At 48.4% G+C, this 23229-nt stretch carries 27 protein-coding genes and 1 tRNA gene; 24 read left to right on the top strand and 4 right to left on the bottom strand.

Annotated features, from left to right (window positions below):
• The first annotated feature begins 26 nt into the window (after positions 1–26).
• Both AR688_RS09530 and AR688_RS09525 read left to right on the top strand, forming a co-directional pair.
• Entirely contained in the window at positions 27–776 is a 750-nt protein-coding gene (locus tag AR688_RS09530) for a tRNA1(Val) (adenine(37)-N6)-methyltransferase (protein ID WP_068234079.1), read from the top strand.
• Positions 773–1957 carry a winged helix-turn-helix domain-containing protein gene (locus AR688_RS09525; RefSeq protein WP_068232565.1) on the top strand — a complete coding sequence of 395 codons (1185 nt, stop codon included), beginning with the start codon at positions 773–775 and terminating at the stop codon, positions 1955–1957. The genes AR688_RS09530 and AR688_RS09525 overlap by 4 nt, the downstream gene beginning before the upstream one ends.
• Here AR688_RS09525 and fldB read toward each other — a convergent pair.
• Positions 1954–2472, bottom strand: coding sequence for a flavodoxin FldB (gene fldB, locus AR688_RS09520; protein WP_068232564.1), 519 nt, complete (start codon positions 2470–2472; stop codon positions 1954–1956). The two genes, AR688_RS09525 and fldB, sit on opposite strands and share 4 nt — an antisense overlap.
• Positions 2473–2604: 132 nt before the next feature.
• Here fldB and xerD point away from each other — a divergent pair, with 132 nt between their 5' ends.
• The 7 genes from xerD to AR688_RS09485 all read left to right on the top strand — a co-directional run bounded on the left by xerD (position 2605) and on the right by AR688_RS09485 (position 11665).
• Positions 2605–3543 (top strand): site-specific tyrosine recombinase XerD, encoded by a 939-nt coding sequence (gene xerD / locus AR688_RS09515; protein WP_068232563.1) that lies wholly within the window; start codon positions 2605–2607, stop codon positions 3541–3543.
• Between the two features lie 19 nt (positions 3544–3562).
• Entirely contained in the window at positions 3563–4276 is a 714-nt protein-coding gene (gene dsbC, locus AR688_RS09510) for a bifunctional protein-disulfide isomerase/oxidoreductase DsbC (RefSeq protein WP_068232561.1), read from the top strand.
• 9 nt (positions 4277–4285) lie between these two features.
• Positions 4286–6022, top strand: coding sequence for a single-stranded-DNA-specific exonuclease RecJ (recJ, locus tag AR688_RS09505; protein WP_068232560.1), 1737 nt, complete (start codon positions 4286–4288; stop codon positions 6020–6022).
• A gap of 84 nt (positions 6023–6106) precedes the next feature.
• Positions 6107–8104, top strand: coding sequence for a sensor histidine kinase (locus AR688_RS09500; RefSeq protein WP_068232559.1), 1998 nt, complete (start codon positions 6107–6109; stop codon positions 8102–8104).
• Positions 8105–8252: 148 nt separating this feature from the next.
• Positions 8253–9351, top strand: a protein-coding gene (gene prfB, locus AR688_RS09495) for a peptide chain release factor 2 (protein WP_156420270.1) whose coding sequence is annotated in 2 segments (ribosomal slippage) — positions 8253–8327 and positions 8329–9351 — 1098 coding nt in all. Because the reading frame shifts where the segments join, the coding sequence is not laid out codon by codon here.
• Between the two features lie 43 nt (positions 9352–9394).
• On the top strand, positions 9395–10915 hold the full coding sequence (gene lysS, locus AR688_RS09490) for a lysine--tRNA ligase (RefSeq protein ID WP_068232557.1): 1521 nt from the start codon (positions 9395–9397) through the stop codon (positions 10913–10915).
• A 309-nt stretch (positions 10916–11224) separates the two neighbouring features.
• On the top strand, positions 11225–11665 hold the full coding sequence (locus AR688_RS09485; protein WP_197412191.1) for a DUF4279 domain-containing protein: 441 nt from the start codon (positions 11225–11227) through the stop codon (positions 11663–11665).
• A gap of 740 nt (positions 11666–12405) precedes the next feature.
• Here AR688_RS09485 and AR688_RS09475 read toward each other — a convergent pair.
• Positions 12406–13560, bottom strand: coding sequence for an IS110 family transposase (locus AR688_RS09475; RefSeq protein ID WP_068232552.1), 1155 nt, complete (start codon positions 13558–13560; stop codon positions 12406–12408).
• Between the two features lie 138 nt (positions 13561–13698).
• Between AR688_RS09475 and AR688_RS09470 the strand changes: the two genes are divergently transcribed.
• The 14 genes from AR688_RS09470 to AR688_RS09410 all read left to right on the top strand — a co-directional run bounded on the left by AR688_RS09470 (position 13699) and on the right by AR688_RS09410 (position 21512).
• A complete protein-coding gene (locus AR688_RS09470; protein WP_156420269.1) occupies positions 13699–14001 on the top strand; it encodes a hypothetical protein in 303 nt (100 codons plus the stop codon).
• A gap of 90 nt (positions 14002–14091) precedes the next feature.
• Entirely contained in the window at positions 14092–14436 is a 345-nt protein-coding gene (locus AR688_RS09465; protein WP_156420268.1) for a hypothetical protein, read from the top strand.
• 126 nt (positions 14437–14562) lie between these two features.
• Positions 14563–14808, top strand: a complete 246-nt coding sequence (locus AR688_RS09460) for a hypothetical protein (RefSeq protein WP_068232544.1) — start codon at positions 14563–14565, stop codon at positions 14806–14808.
• A 112-nt stretch (positions 14809–14920) separates the two neighbouring features.
• Complete coding sequence (locus AR688_RS20335; RefSeq protein WP_197412190.1) at positions 14921–15091, top strand: hypothetical protein; 171 nt, start codon at positions 14921–14923, stop codon at positions 15089–15091.
• 114 nt (positions 15092–15205) lie between these two features.
• Positions 15206–15760 carry a CbrC family protein gene (locus AR688_RS09455; RefSeq protein WP_068232543.1) on the top strand — a complete coding sequence of 185 codons (555 nt, stop codon included), beginning with the start codon at positions 15206–15208 and terminating at the stop codon, positions 15758–15760.
• 180 nt (positions 15761–15940) lie between these two features.
• Complete coding sequence (locus AR688_RS09450) at positions 15941–16297, top strand: hypothetical protein (protein ID WP_156420267.1); 357 nt, start codon at positions 15941–15943, stop codon at positions 16295–16297.
• Between the two features lie 86 nt (positions 16298–16383).
• Positions 16384–16668, top strand: a complete 285-nt coding sequence (locus tag AR688_RS09445; protein WP_068232540.1) for a hypothetical protein — start codon at positions 16384–16386, stop codon at positions 16666–16668.
• A 150-nt stretch (positions 16669–16818) separates the two neighbouring features.
• On the top strand, positions 16819–17544 hold the full coding sequence (locus AR688_RS09440; protein ID WP_068232537.1) for a hypothetical protein: 726 nt from the start codon (positions 16819–16821) through the stop codon (positions 17542–17544).
• Positions 17545–17850: 306 nt separating this feature from the next.
• A complete protein-coding gene (locus AR688_RS09435; protein ID WP_068232534.1) occupies positions 17851–18174 on the top strand; it encodes a hypothetical protein in 324 nt (107 codons plus the stop codon).
• A gap of 9 nt (positions 18175–18183) precedes the next feature.
• Complete coding sequence (locus AR688_RS09430) at positions 18184–18702, top strand: hypothetical protein (RefSeq protein WP_068232532.1); 519 nt, start codon at positions 18184–18186, stop codon at positions 18700–18702.
• On the top strand, positions 18692–18943 hold the full coding sequence (locus AR688_RS09425) for a hypothetical protein (RefSeq protein ID WP_068232529.1): 252 nt from the start codon (positions 18692–18694) through the stop codon (positions 18941–18943). The genes AR688_RS09430 and AR688_RS09425 overlap by 11 nt, the downstream gene beginning before the upstream one ends.
• Before the next feature lie 9 nt (positions 18944–18952).
• The gene (locus AR688_RS09420) at positions 18953–20029 is read left to right on the top strand and encodes an AI-2E family transporter (RefSeq protein ID WP_068232525.1); all 1077 of its coding nucleotides are present in this window, start codon (positions 18953–18955) and stop codon (positions 20027–20029) included.
• A 191-nt stretch (positions 20030–20220) separates the two neighbouring features.
• Complete coding sequence (locus tag AR688_RS09415) at positions 20221–20568, top strand: PadR family transcriptional regulator (protein ID WP_068232523.1); 348 nt, start codon at positions 20221–20223, stop codon at positions 20566–20568.
• The gene (locus AR688_RS09410; protein WP_068232520.1) at positions 20568–21512 is read left to right on the top strand and encodes a hypothetical protein; all 945 of its coding nucleotides are present in this window, start codon (positions 20568–20570) and stop codon (positions 21510–21512) included. The genes AR688_RS09415 and AR688_RS09410 overlap by 1 nt, the downstream gene beginning before the upstream one ends.
• 30 nt (positions 21513–21542) lie before the next feature.
• Here the strand turns inward: AR688_RS09410 and AR688_RS09405 are convergent.
• A tRNA-Gly gene (locus AR688_RS09405) sits at positions 21543–21616 on the bottom strand.
• A gap of 257 nt (positions 21617–21873) precedes the next feature.
• Between AR688_RS09405 and AR688_RS09400 the strand changes: the two genes are divergently transcribed.
• Positions 21874–22137, top strand: coding sequence for a hypothetical protein (locus AR688_RS09400; RefSeq protein ID WP_156420266.1), 264 nt, complete (start codon positions 21874–21876; stop codon positions 22135–22137).
• On the opposite strand, the gene AR688_RS09395 is transcribed toward AR688_RS09400, so the two are convergent.
• Positions 22088–23134, bottom strand: a complete 1047-nt coding sequence (locus tag AR688_RS09395) for a DUF5924 family protein (RefSeq protein ID WP_068232514.1) — start codon at positions 23132–23134, stop codon at positions 22088–22090. The two genes, AR688_RS09400 and AR688_RS09395, sit on opposite strands and share 50 nt — an antisense overlap.
• Positions 23135–23229 lie beyond the last annotated feature (95 nt).

The raw sequence follows: 23229 nt of genomic DNA, 5'->3' as shown, positions 1-23229 counted from the left end.
GCCGTAAACTGGTGGCGGAGGTGCTGATGTCAGCCGGTTTTCAATGTAAAAAATTCTATGTTGCTCATGATCGGTGCGCGATGAAAGTCGGCACTGACGGTTTATTGCTTGGTGCTTTTGCACCGCTGCCACCACCGGGTGGCGATATTCTCGATATTGGTGCCGGCTCTGGCCTGATAAGCCTGATGTTAGCGCAGCGTACCGCGGGAGCCAATGCGATAGACGCGATAGAGCTGGATCCTGCTGCGGCAGAACAAGCGGCTGCGAATGTGGCAAACAGCCCATGGCCAAACGCGATACGGCTGATAAAGGGCGACATTCTAACCTATAGCAGTGGCAAACGTTACCGCTTAATTGTATCTAACCCGCCGTTTTTTCAACAATCGCTGTTATCGCCTGATCAGCGGCGCACGCAGGCGCGCCACACCGACAGCTTGCCCTTTGCTGCTTTGCTGCAAAAAGCCGCACAGTTGCTGCATGATGCTGGTACCTTTGCGTTGGTATTGCCTGCCAGCGGCAGCCTGGCGTTTACGCAGTTGGCACTGGCGCAGGGCTGGCAGATAGCGCAGCGCTGTACCGTGTTTAGCAAAGCTGAGTTTAGCAAAGCAGATAAACCGCAGCGCAGCTTGTTGTGTTTGCGCCGCAGCACAGAGCCTGTTGCTACGTTTGAAAGCCAATTGGTTATTCATGCTGGCGACGGCGCTTACTCTGCGCAATATCAGCATTTGCTTGGCGCTTTTTATCTGAAATTTCCTGACAGCGATTACAACTTATGAACAACAGCCCTTTTTCGGCTACAGAGTGGAATCGGATTGCGTTACAGCAGCAAGGCTTGATACAACCAGCGTTATCGTTGCCTGCTTTGGTACAGCAATTAGGTTATGTGCAAATTGACTCTATCAATGTGGTAGAGCGGGCGCACCATCATGTGTTGCACAGCCGGCTAAGCAGTTATCGGCCGGCAATGCTGGAGCAGGCGGTACAGCAGGCAGAGGTGTTTGAATACTGGGCCCATGCTGCAGCATACCTGCCTATGGCTGATTATCGTTTCAGCCTGTACCGCAAGCAGCAGCTAAAGCAAGGAGATAAACACTGGCACCAACCCGATACCGGTTTGATGCAGCAGGTGCTGGCGCGCATAACAGCCGAAGGCCCGCTAAAGGCCGCTGACTTTGGCGATGACAGCCGCAGTCGCGGCAGTTGGTGGGATTGGAAACCGGCGAAGAAAGCGTTGGAGCAGCTTTTTATGCACGGCGACGTGATGGTGAAGTACCGTGATAATTTTCACAAAGTGTACGATCTGACTGAGCGTGTATTGCCGGCGCAGGTTAATTGTGATGTACCGGACGATACTGCTTTTGCCCGTTATCTGATCAGCCGGTTTTTGCAGGCGCATGGCTTTGGCTCTGTCGCGCAAATAGGCTATTTGCGTAAAAACAGCAAAACACTGCTGCAACCTGTGCTGGACCAAATGTGCGAACAAGGGGAGACCGGCAGCTTTACCCGACAGAACAAAACCTACTACTTTGCTACTAAACTTAGCGTGCCCTCGCCAATATCAAACAGGGTGTGGTTGCTCAATCCGTTTGATAATTTATTGATACAACGTGACAGAATTAAACAGTGGTTTGCTTTTGACTACCAGATAGAAGTGTATGTGCCGGCAGAAAAGCGCCGTTATGGCTATTACAGCCTGGCCGTTTTATGGGCAGACAGCTTTGCTGGCAGGGTAGATGTTAAAGCCGACCGGGCAAGTAAAACCTTATTATTGCAGCGCTTAACATTGGAGCCGGCGGCTTATGATAGCGCCGGCAATGTCGTCAGCGATTTTCTGGCCGCCTTTGAACATGCCGTCGCCGGTTATGCCCGCTTTAACGGTTGTGAACGCTGGAAACTGGTGGCTTGTAACGACCGTAAGCTGAAACAGCATTATCGTCGTCTGCAGGTAGTAAGTTAGAGCAGGCCAGCAATTTCCTGCAAAATCTGGCTTACCCAGTCGTTTAAACGGGCGTCGGTTAAGTCGTACTGGTTTTCATCGTCCAGCGCCAGGCCATAAAACAGCGTGCCATCCTCAGTTAAGGCTTTAGAGGCAATAAAATCGTAGCCGGCAGTGGGCCAGTAACCAATGCGCTGCGGGTTTTGTGGCGCTATGGCGTCGTGCAGCATACCCACGGCATCAATAAACCATTCGGCGTAGCCCAGTTGGTCGCCCATGCCGTAAATGGCCACAATTTTGCCGCTTAAATCTACGCCGCTGATATCATCCCAGTGCGCTTCCCAGTCTTCCTGAATTTCGCCAAAATCCCAGGTCGACAGGCCAAGAATTAAAATATCGTAGTCGGCCATTTTGCTTAATGGCACCTGCTTGATATTGTGCAGATCTATTGCGTCGGCACCAATTAATGCCTGAATTTTCTCTGCAACCATTTCGGTATAGCAGGTGGTAGAGCCATAAAATAAACCGATTTTCATGTCTGTCTTATTACACCATAACGCCAACAGTAAAGACGCGCAGTGTAGCAGAATAGCAGCACCGGCAAAATCCCGGCTTTGCCTGCACTGTGCTATGCGCTAACATAGCGGCAGTATTACAGGCGGAATGCCATGGCAAAAACAGTATCAAAAAACGTGTCAGAAATTGCGCAACCCCAGGCGGCCGATTTACAGCTTATCAGTGCCTTTCTTGATCAGCTGTGGCTGGATAAAGGCGTCAGTGAACATACGCTTAGTGCCTATGGCACCGATTTAAAGAAGTTTGCCGCCTTTATCGCCGGGCAAAACCAGCATTTGCTTAGCACCGACAGCATGTTGGTAAACCGCTATCTGGCGCAGCGTTATGACAAACAGTACAGCCCGCGCAGCACCTCACGTGCGCTTAGCAGTTTGCGCCGTTTTTACGCTTACGCGCATCAAAGTGGCAAAATTGCCGAAAACCCGCTAACGCAGCTGTTAAACCCCAAGTTGGGCCGCAGCCTGCCTAAAAGCTTGTCGGAGCAAGATGTAGATGCGCTACTTAATGCGCCCGATTTAACTGAGCTTATTCAGTTCCGTGACAAAGCCATGCTAGAGCTGCTGTATGCCAGCGGTTTGCGGGTGTCTGAATTAGTTGAGCTGTCGATGCAACAACTTAACCTGCAGCACGGTCTGGTAAGGGTAGTGGGTAAAGGCCAGAAAGAGCGGCTGGTGCCGATGGGTGAAGAAGCCGCGCACTGGCTGACCCGCTATTTACGCGAAGCGCGGGTACAGTTGCTCGGCGGGCAGATGCTGGATGTGGTGTTTCCAAGCAACCGTGCGCAGCAGATGACACGGCAAACCTTCTGGCACCGTATTAAATTTTATGCCAAAGTAGCGCACATTCAGGCAGAGCTATCACCGCATACCTTGCGCCATGCTTTTGCCACCCATTTACTGAACCATGGCGCCGATTTGCGTGTAGTACAAATGTTGCTGGGACACAGCGACTTATCGACCACACAAATTTATACCCATGTCGTGCAGGCGCGGTTACAAAGCCTGCATCAGCAACATCACCCGCGCCCTTAGGCGCAAAACAGGAAACAGTATGAACAAGTTTGTATCAGCGTTATGTAGCCTTGGATTTATCGCAGCGGCCAGTGCGCAAAGCACCGACATTGATGCGCAGCACAACCAGGTTAAGCAGCAGTTTGCTATGCTGAATTTATCGGTGAATGCCATCTCCGAGGCACCGCTGGACGGGCTGTTGCAGGTGTTTACCGATAAAGGCTTATTTTTCACGTCAAAAGATGGCCAGTATTTTATTGAAGGTAATATTTACGACTTAAACAACAAAGTACTGGTTAACGATGAGCTAATGCGGCCTTATATTCAGCAACAGGTGGCGGCAAATAAAAGCGGCACTATCGAATACAAAGCAAAAAATGAAAAATACGTCATTAACGTATTTACCGATCCTACCTGTGGCTATTGCCGTAAATTACACAATGAAATGAAAGATTATAACGACGCTGGTATTACCGTACGTTATCTGGCATTTCCGCGTGGTGGCCTGACATCAGAAACCTATCTGCAAATGCAGCATATCTGGTGCACCAAAGACAGCCGGGGCGCGATGAACGCGGCAAAAGACGGTAAAGATGTTAAACCCACTATGTGTAATAACCCGGTTAAAGCGCAGTATGAACTGGGTCAGTCTTTTGGTATTAACGGCACGCCGGCCATTATTTTACCCAACGGGCGTTTAATTCCCGGTTATCAGCCTGCCAAGGCGTTATTAGCCCAACTGCAGGCGGAATAATAACCGCTTATGTCTGCAGTAAACCGCTTTATTCAACGCCGGGTAGTACCCGGCGTATTACCTGAATTACCCGATAACACCCATCCTGTGCTGAAACGGCTGTATGCCTGCCGTGGGGTAGTGCATGCTAATGAGCTTGAACGTGGCGCAGGCTGTTTACTGCCGTTTCAACAGTTAAAAGGCATCGATGCGGCCACAGCGTTATTAATTGATGCGCTGCAACAGCAGCAGCATTTAGTCATTGTTGGCGATTTTGATGCCGACGGCGCCACCAGCACAGCAGTGCTTATCAGTGGCTTACGTGCTTTGGGCTTTAAATCAGTGGAATATCTGGTGCCTAACCGCTTTGAATACGGCTATGGTTTAACGACCGAAATGGCCGAGCTGGCGGTAGCGCAGGGCGCCGAGCTGATAGTTACCGTTGATAATGGCATATCGGCCCTTGAAGGCGTGGCACTGGCTAAAAAAGCCGGTGTTAAAGTGCTGGTAACCGACCATCACCTGGCCGGCAACGAATTACCCAATGCCGATGCTATTGTAAACCCGAATCAGCCAGGTTGTAGTTTCCCCAGTAAAGCGCTGGCAGGCGTTGGTGTCGCTTTTTATCTGCTGCTGGCACTGCGTGCTGCACTGCGGGAGCAACATTATTTTACCGAACGCCAACTAAGCGAACCCAACTTAGCCGAATTGCTCGATTTAGTCGCGCTGGGTACGGTAGCCGATGTGGTGCCACTGGACAGCAATAACCGCATTTTGGTGCATCAGGGCTTAATGCGTATTCGCAGCGGCAAGTGTCGCCCCGGTATTCAGGCACTGATTGATGTCGCCAACCGCAATGCCGTTAAACTGACCGCCAGCGACTTTGGTTTTGCCTTAGCGCCACGGTTAAATGCCGCTGGCCGGCTGGATGATATGTCGCTGGGTATAAGCTGCCTGCTGGCAAATGATTTGGGCATAGCCCGTCAGTACGCCGCCGAGCTCGACAGCCTGAATGTAGAGCGCCGCGCTATCGAGCAAAGTATGCAATTAGAAGCACAGGCGTTTTTAAGCCAGCTGTCATTTGACGGCGCCGAACTGCCGGAGGCTCTGTGTTTATACCGGCACGACTGGCACCAGGGCGTGATTGGTATTTTAGCCGGGCGTATTAAAGAGCAGTTTCACCGGCCAACTATAGTGTTTGCCCAGGGCGATGAGGGCGAGCTTAAAGGCTCGGCGCGCTCGATAAGCGGCCTGCATATCCGCGATTTGCTGGAAGAAATTTCCAGCCAGTACCCTGGCTTAATAAAAAAATTTGGCGGCCATGCCATGGCGGCAGGTTTAACCATCAGTGAAGATCGCTTGGATACATTTAAACTAGCACTGAGCTTAACGGCAAAAAAACACCTGACAGCAGAGCAGCTTACAGCAGTGATCTATAGCGATGGCGAGTTGCCGGCAGAGTGTTTTGATATTGGCTTTGCCCAATTACTGCAAAACGCCGGCCCCTGGGGCCAGGCCTTTCCCGAGCCGGTATTTGATGGTGAATTTAACCTGATCAGCCAAAAAATGCTGGCTGACCGCCATTTAAAAATGATGCTGCAAACAGCTGATGGCAAGCTGATAGATGCCATCTGGTTTAATGCCGACAACAAAGCCTGGCCGGATGTTAACGTACAAAAAGTGCAACTGGCGTATCAGTTGGATATTAACGAATACCGCGACAAGCAAAGTTTGCAGTTAATTGTGCGGCATATGAACGCCGTTTAACCGGCTAAAGCAAAAGCCTTGCTGTAACCCCTGCGCCCTGCTAAACCTTAAGCTGAATATAAGGATATTTCTCAGGGCGTAGTAATGGATTCCACTTCAGCTGCAACGCAAACTTCTGCTGCTACCGCTGCGCGGCAGGGGCCGCAATTGCTCGCACTTCAGGCCCAAATACTGGCCTCGCCGTTGTTGTTTTCCAACGATACCCGCCAGGCCTGGCAATTTCTTACTAAACAAATCAGTAAGACGTTGTACGCAGACCGCGTCAGTATCTGGCTATTTAGCCAAAGCGATGTACTGCAATGCACCGACTTATATCAATACCAGCTTAACAGCCACAGCAGCGGTGTGTGTTTGCAGCGCAGTAACTACCCGAAATACTTCAATGCTTTAAAGCAACATGCACTGATTGCTGCGCCTGATGTAGCCAGCCATCCGGCGACAACCGAGTTTAACGACGGCTACTTGCAAAGTACCGGCATCCGCTCAATGTTAGATGCGGTTATCCAGTCTGAATACGGGCTTGGCGGCGTGATCTGTGTCGAGCAGGTGAGCGAACAACGCAGTTGGTCGGTAGATGAGCAGCATTTTATTGCTGCTATGGCATCGATAGCCAGCACAGTGCATACCTTTAGCCGGCACTTGCAGTTGCAGCGTGAATATCAGCTGGTGTTGGAGCGGCAAGACATGGCCAGCCGTAATGCCCGCATTGGTTTTTGGGAGGCAGATGTCAGCAATGGCGAGCTATGGTGGTCGCCAATGGTGTATGACATCTTTGGCGTTGACCCACTGCACTTTGTCCCCAGTATGGCGCTGTTTTACCAGTTGGTGCATCCGGACGACATCCTTCTGGTGCAACAAAGTGAAACCCGTGCCATGCAAAGTGGTGAACACAATGTAGTACATCGTATAGTGCTGCCGGATGGCAGTATGCGCTGGGTACATGAAGTAGCAAAATGGACCACGCCGCAGGGCTCTGAACCGGCAAGGCTGATAGGCTCAGTACAGGATATAACCCAACAGCAGCAAACCCGCTGCGAGCTGCAGCAGTTCTTCTCGTTGTCGCGCGATATTCTCTGCATTGCCAATAAGCAGAATTATTTTGAACGGGTTAATTCGGCTTTTAGCCGGGTAACCGGGTATAGCGAATCCGAGCTGCTAAACCGGCCCTACACCGACTTTATTCACCCGGATGATTTAAACAGTACCGGTGTTGAAGTAGGCGAGCAGCAGCAAGGACGGGTAACGTCCGGCTTTTGTAACCGTTACCGGCATAAAAACGGCCACTATATCACTTTGCAATGGTCTTCGGTGCTCGACCCCGCCAGCGGCAAACTCTATGCGTCGGCGCAGGATATTACCGAACGTTTGCAACTGGAACGGATAAAAAATGAGTTTGTCTCTACCGTCAGCCACGAGTTGCGCACGCCTTTAACGTCGATTAATGGCGCTTTAGCACTGGTCAATTCCGGCTGTATCGGCAAGCTGCCTCCTCAGGTCGCTCAGCTGTTACAACTGGCAAACAATAATTGCCAGCGCCTTACCAGCCTGATTAACGACTTATTGGATATAGAAAAGTTATCCGCTGGCATGATGCAGATAGTGTTGCAACCGCAACCGGTAGTGGCATTGGTGCAGCAAAGTGTGGTCGATAACAGCCCATACGGTCGGGACAGAGATATTAAGCTACAGCTGCAAAGCACAGGTTGTGATGAGCAGCTGTTAATTAATGTCGACAGCCTGCGTTTTGCTCAGGTAATGGCTAATTTACTATCCAATGCTATTAAGTTTTCACCCGATGCTGCTACCGTAGTGGTAAAGATTGAGCAGCACCAGCAGCAGGTACGGATCAGTGTTACTGATGTCGGGCCGGGGATAGCCGATGCCTTTAAAGCCGCGATTTTTCAGCGTTTTTCGCAGGCCGACAGCAGCGATACACGGCAAAAAGGCGGCACCGGGCTTGGGTTGGCGTTGTCAAAACAGCTGACAGAATCGATGCACGGCAGTATTGGCTTTAGCTCCAACACCGGCGCTGGCGCCTGTTTTTATGTTGATTTTCCGCTTTTCTCAGGCGTAGCGGCTTAATTTTGCTGCAAGTTGGCTAACTGTGGCAAATTCCGGCAGAATTTACCTAGCTGGAAAAATCCGCCACAGATGGCTGCACTGCCAGCGATAAATTTGCTACAATCCACGCCTATTTTTTCTCCCGATATTCAAGGTTACGGCTAACAGCATGTTTGAAGTCAATCCGGTGTACAACAGCATTAAAGATCTTACTGAACGCACGAATGTGCTTCGGGGGTATCTTTGACTACGATGGCAAAAAAGAACGCTTAGAAGAAGTCTCACGCGAGCTGGAAGATTCGGCAATCTGGAATACGCCGGACAAAGCCCAGGCGCTGGGTAAAGAGCGTTCAGCACTGGAACAGGTGGTTGGCACTATCGACAAGCTGGACAGTGGCCTGGAAGACGTTGCCGGCCTGGTAGAGCTGGCGGTAGAAGCTGACGATGAAGAAACTTTCGAAGAAGCCAAAACCGAGCTGGCCGACTTAGACAAACAGCTGAGCCTGCTGGAATTTCGCCGCATGTTCTCCGGCAAAAATGATCAAAACCACTGTTATCTGGATATCCAGTCTGGTTCGGGCGGCACAGAAGCCCAGGATTGGGCCAGCATTTTAATGCGCATGTACCTGCGCTGGGGTGAAGATAAAGGCTTTAAACCCGAGTTGTATGAAGTAACCGACGGCGATGTGGCCGGTATTAAAGGCTGCACTATTAAATTTTCCGGCGAATATGCCTACGGCTGGTTGCGCACCGAAACCGGTGTACACCGCCTGGTACGTAAAAGCCCGTTCGATTCCGGTAACCGCCGGCATACCTCGTTTGCTTCAGTGTTTGTCTCGCCGGAGATTGACGATGATATCGAAATTGATATCAACCCGGCCGATTTACGTATCGACACTTACCGTGCCTCGGGCGCTGGTGGTCAGCACGTTAACCGTACCGACTCTGCCGTACGTATTACTCACTTACCCACTAACATAGTGGTGCAGTGTCAGAACGACCGCTCGCAGCATAAAAACCGCGACAACGCTTACAAGCAATTGCGCGCCAAGTTATATGAGTTTGAGCTGCAAAAGCAAAATGCCGAAAAGCAAGCGCTGGAAGATACCAAGTCGGATATCGGCTGGGGCAGCCAAATCCGCTCTTATGTGCTGGATGACTCGCGCATTAAAGATTTACGTACCGGTATTGAAACCCGCAACACCCAGTCGGTGTTAGACGGCGATCTGGACAAATTTATTGAAGCCAGCCTAAAAGCCGGCCTGTAATAACTACTTAACTAAAACTTCGACCTCAATCAGGAAATGCACTATGTCTGACCAACAGCAACCACAAGAAGAAATTCAGGACGTAAATAAACTGATTGCTGAGCGCAAACATAAGCTGGCCGCACTGCGTGAAGACGGCTTTATGTTTCCGAACGATTTTCGCCGTGACAGCATCTCCAGCGACGTGATTGCCAAATACGACCATTTAAGCAAAGAAGAGCTGGAAGCAGAAAAAATTACCGTAAGCTTAGGCGGCCGTATTATGACGCGCCGTATTATGGGTAAAGCCAGCTTTACCACTATTGCCGATATGGGCGGTAAAATTCAGCTGTATGTCGCGCGCGACAGCCTGGCTGAAGGTGTATATAACGACCAGTTTAAAAAGTGGGACTTAGGCGACATTATTGGTGCCACCGGCCATTTATTTAAAACCCAAACCGGCGAGCTAACGGTATGGCTAAGTGATATCCGCCTGCTAACCAAGGCACTGCGCCCATTGCCAGATAAATTCCACGGCTTAACCGATAACGAAGCGCGTTACCGCCAGCGTTACCTGGACCTTATCTCCAACGAGCAGTCACGCCATACCTTTTTAGTGCGCAGCAAAACTGTGGCTTACATTCGCCGTTTCTTTAACGACGAAGGCTTTTTAGAAGTTGAAACGCCAATGCTGCAAGCGATTCCGGGCGGCGCTTCAGCGCGTCCGTTTGAAACCCACCACAACGCACTGGATATGCAGATGTTTTTGCGTATCGCGCCAGAACTGTATTTAAAGCGCTTGGTAGTTGGCGGCTTTGAAAAAGTATTTGAGCTTAACCGTAACTTCCGTAACGAAGGCGTATCAACCCGCCACAACCCGGAATTTACCATGCTGGAATTCTACTGGGCTTACGCCGATTACAACGACTTAATGGATTTAACCGAAAAGTTATTCCGCGGCTTAGCGCAGCATGTATTGGGCAGCACTGAAGTGCCGTATCAGGGCGAAGTGTTCGACTTTGGCAAGCCATTTGCGCGCATGTCGGTTACCGAGTCTATTTTGCATTACAACCCGGACCTGACCAAAGCGCATCTGGAAACGCGTGAAGCAGTAGCAGAGCTGGCGAAAAGCTTAGGTATTGAAGTTAAAGCCAACTATGGCCATGGCCGTATTTTAATGGAAGTGTTTGACGAGCTGGTAGAAACTAAGCTGCGCCACCCAACTTTTATTACCGAATACCCGGCTGAAGTATCACCACTGGCACGCCGTAACGACCATAACCCGGAAATTACCGACCGCTTTGAATTCTTTATCGGCGGCCGCGAGCTGGGCAATGGTTTTAGCGAGTTAAATGACGCTGAAGATCAGGCCGAGCGTTTCCGCCATCAGGTAGCGCAGAAAGACGCCGGTGACGACGAAGCTATGTTCTATGATGAAGACTTTGTAACAGCATTAGAGCACGGCTTACCACCAACAGCAGGCCAGGGCATCGGCATCGACCGTCTGGTAATGTTACTGGCCGACGCCGCCTCAATCCGCGACGTTATCCTGTTCCCGCATATGCGCTTACACCACGATAAGTAAATTTATTTACTGATGTGAAAAAGCCAGACCTTGTGTCTGGCTTTTTTGTTTTTTGGCGGTTAGCACCGCTAACTTAAGTGTTGTAGTGATAAATAATACCCCTACGGCTGCAAATTATGACTGATTAAATAAACAGTAATCGGGCTTGAGTTTTTTATCTGCAACTCGCGGGTTTGAAACCCGAGATTTGCAAAGGCCGAAATTGCTACAAGATAAAAATTCTTGATTTACATTTAACTAGCAGAATAAACTCAGCTCTAATTTGTAACTTGCAGGATCTTGAACACGCAACTCGCGGGTTTAGATCCTTTGAATAAGCTGTTAGGGCCTTTAATGGGGGCACTTGAATATTCACAAGCAACACTCCGGATCTTCGGGGAAGATTTGATACCTGAAGACGTATCAAATTTACTTGGCGCTAAAGCGACTAAAAGTAAAAAGAAAGGTGATGAAGTGGTTGGCAAAGTCAGCGGAAAGGTGCGGATTGCCAAAATAGGTAGCTGGCATTTACATGCTGAAAAGAGAGAGCCTGAAGATCTAAACGCCCCGATTGCGGAAATTTTATCCCAGCTAACAAGTGACTTAGCGGTATGGGAAAGGCTTTGTCAGAACTACAAAGTTGATATGTTCTGCGGCTTGTTTATGGGCAACTGCAATGATGGCTTGAGCTTGTCACCTGAAATCATGCTGGCACTTGGCCAGCTTAAAATTGTTTTAGATTTAGATATTTATAGTGGTTCGGACGATTGAGGTGGTTGTCGGCCCTAACAAGCAAATTTTATCGCCAGCAAAAAGCGCTGGCTGCGACGTCAACCCGCTGCGCGGCTTTCCGCGCTAAATTTGGGCGTTAGTTGCTAGAGGTGGTCAGTGTTAAATATCAAGATACTAGTTCTAGCTATTGGCAGCAGCATTATGTCTTTTTTTATGTTTGTAATTCTCTATAAAAGTTACGTATCAGGAGTGGCGCATTTAAAGTATGGTAATACAGTAAATATAAATGACAGCTCGTTCTCATACTGGGTAAGCATGTCCCTGTCATTATTTCTTGCTTGTTTATTCTTATGGGCAGCTGTTAATTTTTTTAAATTACTGTTTGAGTAAGGTTTAAATTGGCAACTAACAAGGCCAGTCAAGGCGACGTCTTTTCCGCTGCTGCTTCGCCTTCACAGCAAAGCCGCGCTTGCTGGCGGCGTTGGTATGACTCCCCACGTCAAGCAGGTTGAGTAAAAGCCTGCTCATTTAAGAACCATCTTTTGCCGTTAAAGCGAGTTAATGCACCAGATGAAGCAGGTAATGTTCGTCGGTTGTCATGCTGGTATTCGTGGATTATCAGCTTTCGCTAACAGAGCCTACCTTACTTGTTCCGCCGTGGCACCTGTCTTCAGTCTAGGTTCGAGGTTCAACAGCCGTGAGGCTGATGCCATCCTAACGCCGTCGGTGGTTGTGCCACACCCGATGCTTGATCCAATGCATTAACTCTAACCTGTTACTCATGCCGGCACCCTGGATAACCGTTTTGCCGGGTTAACCGGTGCCAGCACCACTTCACGCGCTATCGCCCAGATATAGGCAATCATCTCCCTGGCAATGGCTGTAACCACCAGGTTGTAGTGCTTGCCGCGTTTCATTAAGCGCTGATAACGCCTGCACAATCTAAGTTGTGCCTGCCAGGCGATATCGACGATTTCTTTGCTCAGGCTTTCCTGCCGTTTTTGCAGCTCTGTTGATATCCTGGCGGCATAGCGATAAGTATGTGCGCCTTCAACCAGTAAGCGTCTGGCGCGGGTATTGCCGGTGCGGGTAATACCGCCTTGCTTGCGTTTGCCGCCACTGGAGTGTTCTGAGGGAACCAACCCAAGATAGCTCATCAGCTTTCTGGGATGGTCGAAACGGGATAAGTCACCAAGCTCGGCAATAACGCCAACAGCAACGAGTAAGCGCACTCCACGCATGGCCTGAATGGCTTTAACGACAGGGTAGTAACGCCAGTTTTTAACATGGTAACTGAGTTCGTTGTCCAGCCGCTCTAAACGGCGGATACGCTCGGTAATAGTTTGAATGGCTTCTTGCAACACAATTTGCTGCGAAGGGGGCGGCAATATCAATTCAGTAAGCCAGCGCAGGTGTTTGGCCGACCAGTTGTCCTGCACCTCACAGCGGATGTTATTACGCAGCAGCATGGCCTTGAGCTGGTATTTGGCATCCTTTAAATCTTTCATGGCTGTTTCACGGGCGCGGGATAAATCCCGCATCGCTTCATCTTCCGGCTCGGGTACATAAATAGGTTCAATGTCGCCAGAGCGCAGCAGTAAGGCCAACTTTAACGCATCGCGCTTATCAGTTTTTACCCGCTCACCGGCTTTCTTCGGAATGAGTGAGGGGGCGACCACATAGCAACAATGGCCTAGGCTGGTGAGAAAGCGGTAAATCCAGTAACCACAGGGGCCGGCTTCATAGACAAAGTGCAATGTGGAACCGGGGTATTTCGATTCAAATTGCCGTACCAGTTTTTGTAATGCCGGTTTGGTGCCGTTAATACGGCCCAGACTGACCGGTTTTGCATCACGGCTATCTTCCAGATACGCCACTTCAAAGAATTCTTTGTGCGTATCTAAGCCAATAAAAGTTATGCTATTGTTAACCACGCTGACCTCCAGTATTGTATCTTCATCAAATACAGTATGGCTCTGGCTGCAAAGCTAACCCACGTTCCCGGAGGTCAGCACCTCGTGGGGAGTCATTATGTCTATGTGTTTGCACATTGCCTGTAGGGAGTCATCAGGTTGGAAATAGCTATCTATATTGTTTTGGTTATTTTTCTACTGATAGTGGCAGCTTCACCAGCATGGTTAATGTGGCTATTGGCTGCTAAGTGGCTTCAGTCAAAATTCGTCATGCCTCCAAACCGGATGGCATTTGCGAGTATAGTGTTATCGCTGGTAACAGCTACGCTGCTTAATTTAGAACTTGAGAGTGGCGCATTATCAGCCCCGATATTTGTGTTGGTATTTTCAGTCTTATGGTCGGCATTTTTAATACCGGCATGTGCTTTAACAAAGTATTTTTGGGGTATTAAACGTGCTTAAAAAAACACATAACAAACCGCGGCATTCGGGGCCTGCGGCCCCTGCGACGCTCACAAGTCCGCGCGTATGCGCGGGGCGTTATACGTACTTATGAATATGCCACATTTAATAAAAATTTTTGTATTTTCCATACTTTTAACATATTGCTACCGTTCCTATGCTATTGAAATAGTTGGTGATGTTAGTGGTTCAGTAAAGCAAGAAGTAATTAGTGCATTTAAAGGTGGGCTTCCGATAACTCATCTTGGCCATGTAATAAAGGTATACCCTGAAAAAACCGGAGCGACAGTTTACAAAATTGAAGGAAATGAAGGCATTTTCACTATTTACCACTCTCGTCATGAATATGGGTATAAGTATTTTAATGCGAAATATAGCTGTCCTGACGGTGAGTGTTTTTTGGTCTTTTACAATGATTTTCAAGTGCTGTATTGACGTCTATATGTATAACAAGTTGCTTAATTTCGCTCCGGCCACAAACAACGTGGCCTCCACGGGACAGCCTAAACTGCGTTTCGGCTGTCCATTAGCAAATAGTTAAGTGTGCAAGGAAATCACGCTGTGGATATAACCAAAGATGAGCTTAAAAACATTCTCGAACGTTGCAGTGCTGCAACTGATGGCCCTTGGGTCTCGTTTGTAGAGGGGCGAGATCATTCATCTGGTTCAAATTTCATACAAACGGCCAGCGATGATATTGAACTGGCTGGAGCTACTGTTGCAGATCAGGATTTTATTGCTGCAGCAAAACAAGATATTCCGCGTTTGGTCGCTATTATTGCAAAACAACATGGCTGGTCTCTATAGTGTGCGCACTTAACAAGCGCCAGCACAAACGCGCCCTTTGGGTGCTCGACTCGCAACACGTTGCTCGCGTTTGTGGCGGGCTTTAGTTGCCGTCAAACATGAAGGACAAATTATGAATAAAATTTATAGGTTTTTAATTCTTGCTGTACTCGTTATTGCTGCTCTTAGCTCCTACAGCTTTGGCAACTCAACAGGTGTATTTGTATTTATAATTTTAGGCTTTGTTTTTGAGGGACTATTTTGGTTTGGCTTATTTCGCAAAAGCCCAAAAAGCTCTTCTTAATTAAAATTAGCAACTAACAGGGCGTAGCACTCGAGGACTGCGGCAACTGGGAGGTTTCCTCGACTCGCAACAAGTTGCTCGCGTGTGTGGCGGGCGTTAGCCTCAAGGAGAAATATGGAACTCCCAAAGTTTAAATATCATTCAGATCCACTTAAGTCAGGCTCAATAATAGAGTCTGATAAGGTATGTGTATGCTGCGGAGAATCAAGAGGCTATATATACGGTGGGCTACCTTACTCTGAAGAAGAGTTAGAAGACTCAATTTGTCCTTGGTGTATAGCTAACGGTGAAGCACATAAAAAATTTGACGCAGATTTTACCGACTACGATGGTATTGGTGGGTACGGTGATTGGGATGATATTGCTCCTGAAATTAAGGAAGAAATAACATTTCGAACGCCTGGGTTTACAGGTTGGCAGCAAGATCAATGGTGGACACACTGTAATGATGGTGCAAATTATCTTGGCTGTGCTGGTTTTAAAGAAATTGAAGAGTACGGCTTAGAGCTAGAAATGTACTTGAAGCAAGAATCAACGAAAACTTACAACCTGAAAGATGGGCAGTGGGAAAGTTTCTTTAAGGCTCTTGATGCTGATGGGTCGCCGACGGCCTACATTTTTAAATGCATTCACTGTGGCAAACACGGTGGCTATATAGACTTTGATTGAGATTAAGGCTAACAAGTTAATTAAACAGGGGGCGCAAAACAGTAGGCTTTAGCTCCATCGTTGCTAATTTAATCAATAGGATTGGTTGCATTGATTTGGTACAGACAACTGTTACTTTTTGTTTGCGTCTTGTGGGCTTTCTATTCTTCGGCCACTTCAGTATTCATATCTGAAAAGACGATGACAGCTGAGGATGCTGAAAAATTAGGATTTCATCGTTTAATAGATGGCGAAAGTGACTCTTGGGACGATAGCTGGATCATAATAATTTATCCAGAAGTCGATGCAAACGGACACAAAGCATCTGAAGTTTGCCTGGACTTTTACGAGAGCTCTGAAAAGTTAGCTTCGTCATGTGTCGAAATGAAAAGTTCTGAAATAAAAGGGTTTAATCGTTCAGACATCGAAGTCAACAAGCATAAAGACGTTTCTGTGGACGTCAGCATTACTTACGGAAGCGAGAGATACATAGTTAAAAATGTCGTATCTTTGCCCGGAAAGGATTATGAGTCGTTTAAAAAGCGATATAGCAATTAAATTTTATCGCCAGCAAACAGCACTGGTTCCGACGCCAACCGCGTGCACAGTCGTCACGCTAAATTGGGGCGTTATAAGGTCAAGTAATGAGCCTCATAGAAAAATACATAAAACTTATAAATGATTCCTCGCATCATATTACGTTCCTCGTTTTACTTACGCCGGCGATTGGTATAGCCATGTTGTTTTCTCCAGATGTCGAATACACAACGCAGCGAATTACAATAGCCGTGATCTGTGCATTGATTTTTGCTGTGCACACGATTATCGGTATCTGCGCGTTAATAAAAAAACAGTTGGAAACAGCGCTTAATTTTTTAATTTTGCCAGTTGCGATGGGGTGTTTCGTAATTTGCTGGGGGGGTAAATAACATGTCTTATAACAATCCGCGTCATTCTGGGCACAGGCCCCAATCAATAGGGCCAGTGGCATTGATTTGGTGTAGGTAAAAGTTACTAGCAGAATTATCAACGTCACTGACCCTATCTACCCAAGACACACTGATTAAGAAAAGATTTTTATGTTGTTAAGAACGGTTCTGTTGTTATCGTTATTTCTGTCTGGAAATTCTCTTGCCAGCGAACCTGTAAAAGTCAGCTATGACGCCCAGACTCAAATCCTGAGTTACGATGGTGACCTTACAGAAGATGGCTTTGCAGAGTTTAAGCGTATTTTTTCAGACCATAAGCAGTCCGTTAAATGGGTTGATATCAAGAGTAAAGGCGGCGAGATTAATGTGGGTATGGATTTCGGTGATTTAATTCACAGCCACGGGCTCAATTTATCCGTTGCAGAATATTGCCTGTCGTCTTGTGCTAATTATGTTTTTACCGCCGCCGTCAGCAAAAAAATTGGCAAGCATGCGCTGATAGGATTTCATGGTGGTGCCTCCAGCCAAAGCTTTGATGACACTCAACTAGAAGCACAAATCCAGGCTTTTCCGCCGGAGCAGCAGGCTGAGCTCAGGCGTCAGATGACGGCACAATTACAGGCGTATTTGCTGCACTCTGAACAGAGAGAGAGTTCTTTTTTTAGCAAAATTGGCGTTAAACAAGAAATAACAACCTTAGGGCAGGCGCAAGCCTACACAGAGCGTTATAAAGCAGAGCAGTATATTGGTTGGTATTATACGGTGGCAGACTTGGAGAAATTGGGGGTAAAAAATATCACCGTGTTAAACCCGCCATGGGAATTGCGTCAGCTCAATGAAAAGGTGCAGGTATTTCTTGTCACTGTTGACTCCTGACAACCTAAGTCCGCCAGACTGTTACAACCTGCCCGCAACACCAAGCCGGATGAGATAGCAGTTGGCCAGCTCTTAACTGCAGGCGATATGTTATCGCTTTTTTGCATTCTAATACCCTGTAAAGATTACTGATAGTGGGTAACTTCTACAGTTTTTACTGCTGTTTTTCTGCTTAGAAAAATAATAAAACTTTAATAAGTGTCTGTTTTTATTATTTTATTCTATACTGGTATGGCCATTGCATTTACCTTACTGGCATATTGCAGCATTTTGCTGCTTTCCTCGTGTTAACCAAGGAGACATATTATGGCTACTTCACAAAGCGCAACAGCTCAGGCTACAGGTACTACCAATAGTGGTTTAAATTCACCGATGACAGAAAGAGCAAGTGAAGCCGCGCATCATGCAGTTGATGCCATGGCGGTAAAAGCGGCATCAGCAGAAGATACGCTACGCAAAACCGCTGCCAGCTCGCAGGAAACTCTGGCGCACAAGCAGGAAGAGATTAAGCAGCAATTACAAAGCGGCTACAGCAAAACGCATGAGTTAGCGGCTCAAAACCCGTTGGCAACTGCCGGTATTGCTTTTGTTGCCGGTATGCTGGTAACTGTTTTGCTACGTCGCTCTTAAGGCTGCCGCATGCAAAGCCGCGAAGCTTCTGGGGCGCCCTCAGGGGCGCCAGACCAAGCTACTGCTGAAGCACTAGCAACTCAGCAGCAGGCCCCATCAGAGCAAGCTAAGCAAAAAAAGCCGTTCGTCGAACAAACTTTAGATCAGCTGTCAGAAATGGCAGCCCTGAGTTTGTCGGTGAAGCAGCGTTATACTGGCCAGGTAAAACTGGCCGGTAAAACGGCTAAAGCTGAATGGCAGTTAACCGCGCGCAGCCTCACTATAGCTGCAGCACTGGTGGTATGCTTTGGCGCTGGTATGATCTTGCTTTGGTGCAGCATTTTGCTGTTACTGGGGTATTTATTATTTCAGCTTACCAGCTCAATTTTAATCACCGCAGCAGCTTTATTGTTATTGCAGTTTGGATTGTTGTTCTGGTGTTGGCGCAGCTTAGGCCATGTATTGTCGCAGGTTGGGTTTTCACATACCTGGCAGCAAATACGCCGGTTATTTTTTGCGTCTGAAGAGGAAGATAAAGATGCTGATTGATCAGTTACTGGTAGAACAGCGGCTAAAAGTAGCCGATTTGGCAGAGCAGGGACGACAGCAACAAAAGCTGTTGCAGGCTGAAAACTGGCTGCTTGGCCAGCGCGCCAAATCTTTTATCGGTTCCGCACCGGGCTTAATGCTCAGCTTTACCGCCGGTTGTTTATTTCAGCTGCGGCATAACAGCTCAGTAAAACTGCTGCGCAGTGTTGTTGGCTTTCGCTGGATAACGCAGTGGTTTTAGCAGCATTTTATGGCTGAAGCTCCGTTAAGCCCAACCCGGTTGCGACATTACGCCTCTACTAATGCAATGAAGCTGTTAGCTGCTTTAGCGCTTGCCTATACATTTTACTTTTGCCGTAGCCTTATTCTGCCGTTATTGCTGGCTGGCCTGGTGGCATTATTTGCCAGCCCGGTTGTACGAACCCTAAGCAATAAATTTAAAGTGCCCAGATCGCTTTCGGCTGCACTGGTGCTGGTTTTATTAGTCATGCTGGTGGGTTACAGCATCAGTTTATTGTACGAACCTGCAGCACAATGGCTGCAACGCCTGCCACTGCTTGGCACCAAGCTTGCCGAACACGTTGACGGTATGGCCGATTCTTTTGATGCATTAAAAGAGAATGTACTGCCTGGCGGCTCGTCCAAAGAGTCGTTAAAAAACGCTATGGGTTCAGGTTTGCTGCCGGTATTGTCAATAATGGCTGAAGCCACCGCCATGGCGCTGTTTCAGCTGGCTGCCATTATTATGCTGACGTACTTTTTTCTGGTATTTGGCGATACCCTGCTGCGCAATATGGTGCGGGCGCGGCCCTCACTTAACGCCAAGAAGAATCTGCTGTCGATGTTTCACACTATCCGCGATGACATCTCGCGTTATGTGCTGGTAGTGAGTGCTATTAATATCCTGCTGGGCTTAACTACTGCAGTTGTGTTTTACCTGTTAGACGTACCAGACCCTCTGCTGTGGGGCGCGCTGGCCACTATTCTTAATTATGCACCTTATCTTGGCCCTTTTTTATTAACCATACTGCTTACCGGTGTTGGTTTTATTGAGTATCAGCAATGGAGCCAGATTTTGCTGTTACCAGGCGTATTTCTGCTACTGAATGTCATTGAATCACAGCTTATTACTCCGTTAGTGCTGGGTAAACGTTTTAACATGAACCCGCTGCTGGTGGTGATCTGGATGTTTATCTGGGGCTGGATCTGGGGCGCAGTAGGCGTATTGATCGCCATTCCGCTACTGGTATGCCTGAAAATTATTGCCGGCCACCTGAACATAGCACCAAACTGGTTAATATTGCTGGACGATAAAACAGTTAGCTAATACCTCTACACTAGCCATACGCCACATTAGCTCAGCCTTTCTCATATCCAATTTTCTAACTATATGAAAATAATCAGCTTATTTTTTATGCAATTTTCTTTATGCCAACAGCTTGCTTTTATACTGTGCGTCGCCTAGTATATTGCTGTGCATCACACAGTATGTGTTGCACAGTATAGGAAGCAAAGGTTATGACAACTGCACAACTGGATAAAATGCGTTTGGAGCTACGCCGTGGCGTACTGGTGTTGGCAGTGCTGGCATCATTAAAGCAGCCGCATTACGGCTATTCGCTACGCAAGCAACTGCAGGATGGTGGCATTGATATTGACGAAGGTACCTTATACCCGCTGATCCGCCGTTTAGCCGAGCAAGGCCTGCTCGATAGCGAATGGCAGCAAGGCGAAGGGCGTGAGCGGCGCTACTATCAGTTATCAGAGCTGGGGGCAGAACTGCTGAGCCAGCTAACGGACGAATGGCAACATCTTAACAGTGCGCTTGGCGGCTTACTGGGCACAGCATCACAGGAGACTAAATAATGGAACTGGTTAAGCGTTATATCGCTGCAGTGCAGCGCGAATTACCACAAGCAAAGCGCGACGAAATTGGCCGCGAGTTAAACGCCAATATTATGGATCAATTGGATATGTTGTCTGAACAGCAAGGCGAGCTGACCGACACCGATATTGCCGCAGTATTAAAGCAAATGGGCCACCCGCGCACAGTAGCGCAGCAGTTTGTACCACCGCAGCCGCTGATTAGCCCCGGCTATATGGCGCTGTATAAAAACACCTTGTTTATGGTGCTGGGTATTTTGTTTTTGCTACAGGTGGTCGACAGCACCTCAGCCTGGCTAAGTAGCCAGATGAGCTTTTTGCTTTATATGAAAAGCTTAGCCAGCGGTTTTATGCAGGACTCACTGCTGGGCTTTACCAGCATTACCCTGGCATTTTGGTTGATGTCACGGCATGAACCCAAACAGCACAGCCGGTGCGAACAAAGCTGGCAGCCGGAGCAATTACCAAAAGCCGGCCCACACTGGCAGCATATTTCACTGCAGGATATTTTTACTGACCTGGCAACCTATGTATTTTTACTGATCGTGATCTGGTATCCGCTATGGTTGTCGCCGGAGCAATTGGCCAACAGCCGCTTTTTGTTTACCGACAATGCGCATCAACTATTAAAATGGGCCAGCCCGCTGGCGCTGCTTGGTATTGCAAGCAGCCTGTGGCAGTTGCGTAAGCGATTTTGGAGCCAAACCATGTTGCTGGGCAAGATTGTACTGAACGGCGCTTTTGTCGCAGTAATACTGCTGTTAGCTACCTTCAGCCCGCTATTAAAACTTGAGCCTGAAGTTTGGCAAGGTGTATTGCAGTTAGAGCAACTGGAACGTGCCGCCGTTACCGGCCTGGTGATTACAGCCATGTTCCCGCTGTGGGAAATAGTGCGGGATATACTGAGGCTGAAAAAGTTAGGTTAAACCATGCCATGGCCGCCTGCAGGCAGCCTTTGGAGCGGGTGGCGGGAATCGAACCCGTGTCTAAAGCTTGGGAAGCTTTCGTTCTACCATTGAACTACACCCGCAGTGCATTAGTGTGTAAAGCAGAGCGCTAAGTTACTGTACTGCTGGTGCAGCCGTCAACTGCCGTAAAATACTTTTCTATTTCTATCTGTTATAGCGCGCTAGCGTTGCAATTCAGTTGTGGCTATTCACACCTCTAAATTCCGGCTTGGCTATGTAGCAATATGCAACCAAAGGTATTGATGGTAGGTTGCTATACTTTTAGCTGCATTATTGTCACACTGAAAACATCAGATATAAAAAGCATTAAGGGCGTTATATGCGTTTCATTTTAAGTATGTTGATAGGTCTGACGTCTTGCATGGCGCATGCCACGCCACAATTTAGCCAGGCGGAGTGCCAGATGTTAAATGAGCAGCGGCTTGAGATCCGCAGGCAGTTGCGCCAACCCTATAACCCTGATCATGGCCAGCAGTTGCAGGCGCGGCTAAAGGAGCTTGAGCAGTTACTAAAACAACATTGCCGCCAGCCGGTTAAAAATCCGCCTGTGGTAGTGGCGCCGGTGCAGCGGCCGTTACTGTAAAGCGGGCCAGGCCGATAAGCTGCTCTGATTCTGTTACTACTTCTACCCGCCATTTGCCTTCGGCGTTGGCCGGGAAATTTAGTTTATGGCTCCAGGCGCGATAACCAGTGGCGCTACCGCCGGTGATATTCAGCTGAATGCGATCCACTTCTTTGCCATTGTGCAGCCAAACATGAAATATTTGCTCTTTAAGGCCGCGGGGTACCGTTACCGCTGTAAAGCTGTATAAGCCTTGCTGTTGTAGGTCGTGGTTGTTGATCTGGCTGATGCTGTCGCCGGGCTTACGTTGCTCGTAGTCCATTTCGTGCGACAGGCTTATAGCATTAAGGCGCAGGGCTGCCGGGGGCACCCAGCTGCGTAGTTGCCATAAACCAGCGCTAAGTACAGTGAGTAAACAGAGTAAAAACGGCACCCGCCACCAGCGGCCACCCGGCATTATCGCACCCAGGCTGGGTAAGCTCAGCAGCACGGCAATACCCAGGGCGGCGGCCATGCTTTGGCTGGTGGTAAGTTGCATTAATACCGGCAGCACAATTAACAGTACAACAAACAAAGCAAAAGCATGGAACACCACAAACAGGGTGCGATGGGGGGCCAGCTTTTTGTAATACAGCGGATCTACTACAGAAACCAGCGCGCAAAAAATAATCAGTATGGTAAAGGCCGCCTGGCCGTGGTGCCAGCTGGTAACGGCAAGAAAAAACGGTAAGGCGAAAAACAGACTTTCCTGGTGTACTGTTTGCAGGGCAAAACGCACCAGAATGGGCGATAGCGCTATGCCAAAGCGTTGCTCTATGCGCTCGCGTAGCCAGTTATCCAGCAACAGCCACAACCAGCTAAGCAATAAAAGTACGGCAATAATCTGTGCCAGCGATTGTTTGCGTTCAACCAGAATATAACTGGCTACACCAGCGGCAAAGGCCAGCACGGCCATCAAACCAGGCCAGCGCTGCATAAAGGCAATGGTTTTGTGCATCAGGTTTATCGGCGATATCATTCGGGCAACAGCTCCATACTGCCCGCTGGGCGCGGCGCAAATACAACATAATTCAGGCGCAGTAGCATAAGCTGTTTAGCCCCCCGATTGCCAGC

The sequence above is a fragment of the Rheinheimera sp. EpRS3 genome (genome assembly GCF_001513785.1).
In the GTDB taxonomy this organism is placed as follows: Bacteria; Pseudomonadota; Gammaproteobacteria; order Enterobacterales; family Alteromonadaceae; genus Alishewanella.
Note: the sequence above shows the minus strand (reverse complement) of the source record. Positions and strands in the feature narration are given on the sequence as shown.

Coding starts and splice junctions, on each gene's coding strand:
- AR688_RS09530 (WP_068234079.1), top strand. CDS start 27: ATGTCAGCCGGTTTTCAATGTAAAAAATTCTATGTTGCTCATGATCGG.
- AR688_RS09525 (WP_068232565.1), top strand. CDS start 773: ATGAACAACAGCCCTTTTTCGGCTACAGAGTGGAATCGGATTGCGTTA.
- fldB (WP_068232564.1), bottom strand. CDS start 2,472: ATGAAAATCGGTTTATTTTATGGCTCTACCACCTGCTATACCGAAATG.
- xerD (WP_068232563.1), top strand. CDS start 2,605: ATGGCAAAAACAGTATCAAAAAACGTGTCAGAAATTGCGCAACCCCAG.
- dsbC (WP_068232561.1), top strand. CDS start 3,563: ATGAACAAGTTTGTATCAGCGTTATGTAGCCTTGGATTTATCGCAGCG.
- recJ (WP_068232560.1), top strand. CDS start 4,286: ATGTCTGCAGTAAACCGCTTTATTCAACGCCGGGTAGTACCCGGCGTA.
- AR688_RS09500 (WP_068232559.1), top strand. CDS start 6,107: ATGGATTCCACTTCAGCTGCAACGCAAACTTCTGCTGCTACCGCTGCG.
- lysS (WP_068232557.1), top strand. CDS start 9,395: ATGTCTGACCAACAGCAACCACAAGAAGAAATTCAGGACGTAAATAAA.
- AR688_RS09465 (WP_156420268.1), top strand. CDS start 14,092: ATGAATATGCCACATTTAATAAAAATTTTTGTATTTTCCATACTTTTA.
- AR688_RS20335 (WP_197412190.1), top strand. CDS start 14,921: ATGAATAAAATTTATAGGTTTTTAATTCTTGCTGTACTCGTTATTGCT.
- AR688_RS09455 (WP_068232543.1), top strand. CDS start 15,206: ATGGAACTCCCAAAGTTTAAATATCATTCAGATCCACTTAAGTCAGGC.
- AR688_RS09450 (WP_156420267.1), top strand. CDS start 15,941: ATGACAGCTGAGGATGCTGAAAAATTAGGATTTCATCGTTTAATAGAT.
- AR688_RS09445 (WP_068232540.1), top strand. CDS start 16,384: ATGAGCCTCATAGAAAAATACATAAAACTTATAAATGATTCCTCGCAT.
- AR688_RS09440 (WP_068232537.1), top strand. CDS start 16,819: ATGTTGTTAAGAACGGTTCTGTTGTTATCGTTATTTCTGTCTGGAAAT.
- AR688_RS09435 (WP_068232534.1), top strand. CDS start 17,851: ATGGCTACTTCACAAAGCGCAACAGCTCAGGCTACAGGTACTACCAAT.
- AR688_RS09430 (WP_068232532.1), top strand. CDS start 18,184: ATGCAAAGCCGCGAAGCTTCTGGGGCGCCCTCAGGGGCGCCAGACCAA.
- AR688_RS09425 (WP_068232529.1), top strand. CDS start 18,692: ATGCTGATTGATCAGTTACTGGTAGAACAGCGGCTAAAAGTAGCCGAT.
- AR688_RS09420 (WP_068232525.1), top strand. CDS start 18,953: ATGGCTGAAGCTCCGTTAAGCCCAACCCGGTTGCGACATTACGCCTCT.
- AR688_RS09415 (WP_068232523.1), top strand. CDS start 20,221: ATGACAACTGCACAACTGGATAAAATGCGTTTGGAGCTACGCCGTGGC.
- AR688_RS09410 (WP_068232520.1), top strand. CDS start 20,568: ATGGAACTGGTTAAGCGTTATATCGCTGCAGTGCAGCGCGAATTACCA.
- AR688_RS09400 (WP_156420266.1), top strand. CDS start 21,874: ATGCGTTTCATTTTAAGTATGTTGATAGGTCTGACGTCTTGCATGGCG.
- AR688_RS09395 (WP_068232514.1), bottom strand. CDS start 23,134: ATGATATCGCCGATAAACCTGATGCACAAAACCATTGCCTTTATGCAG.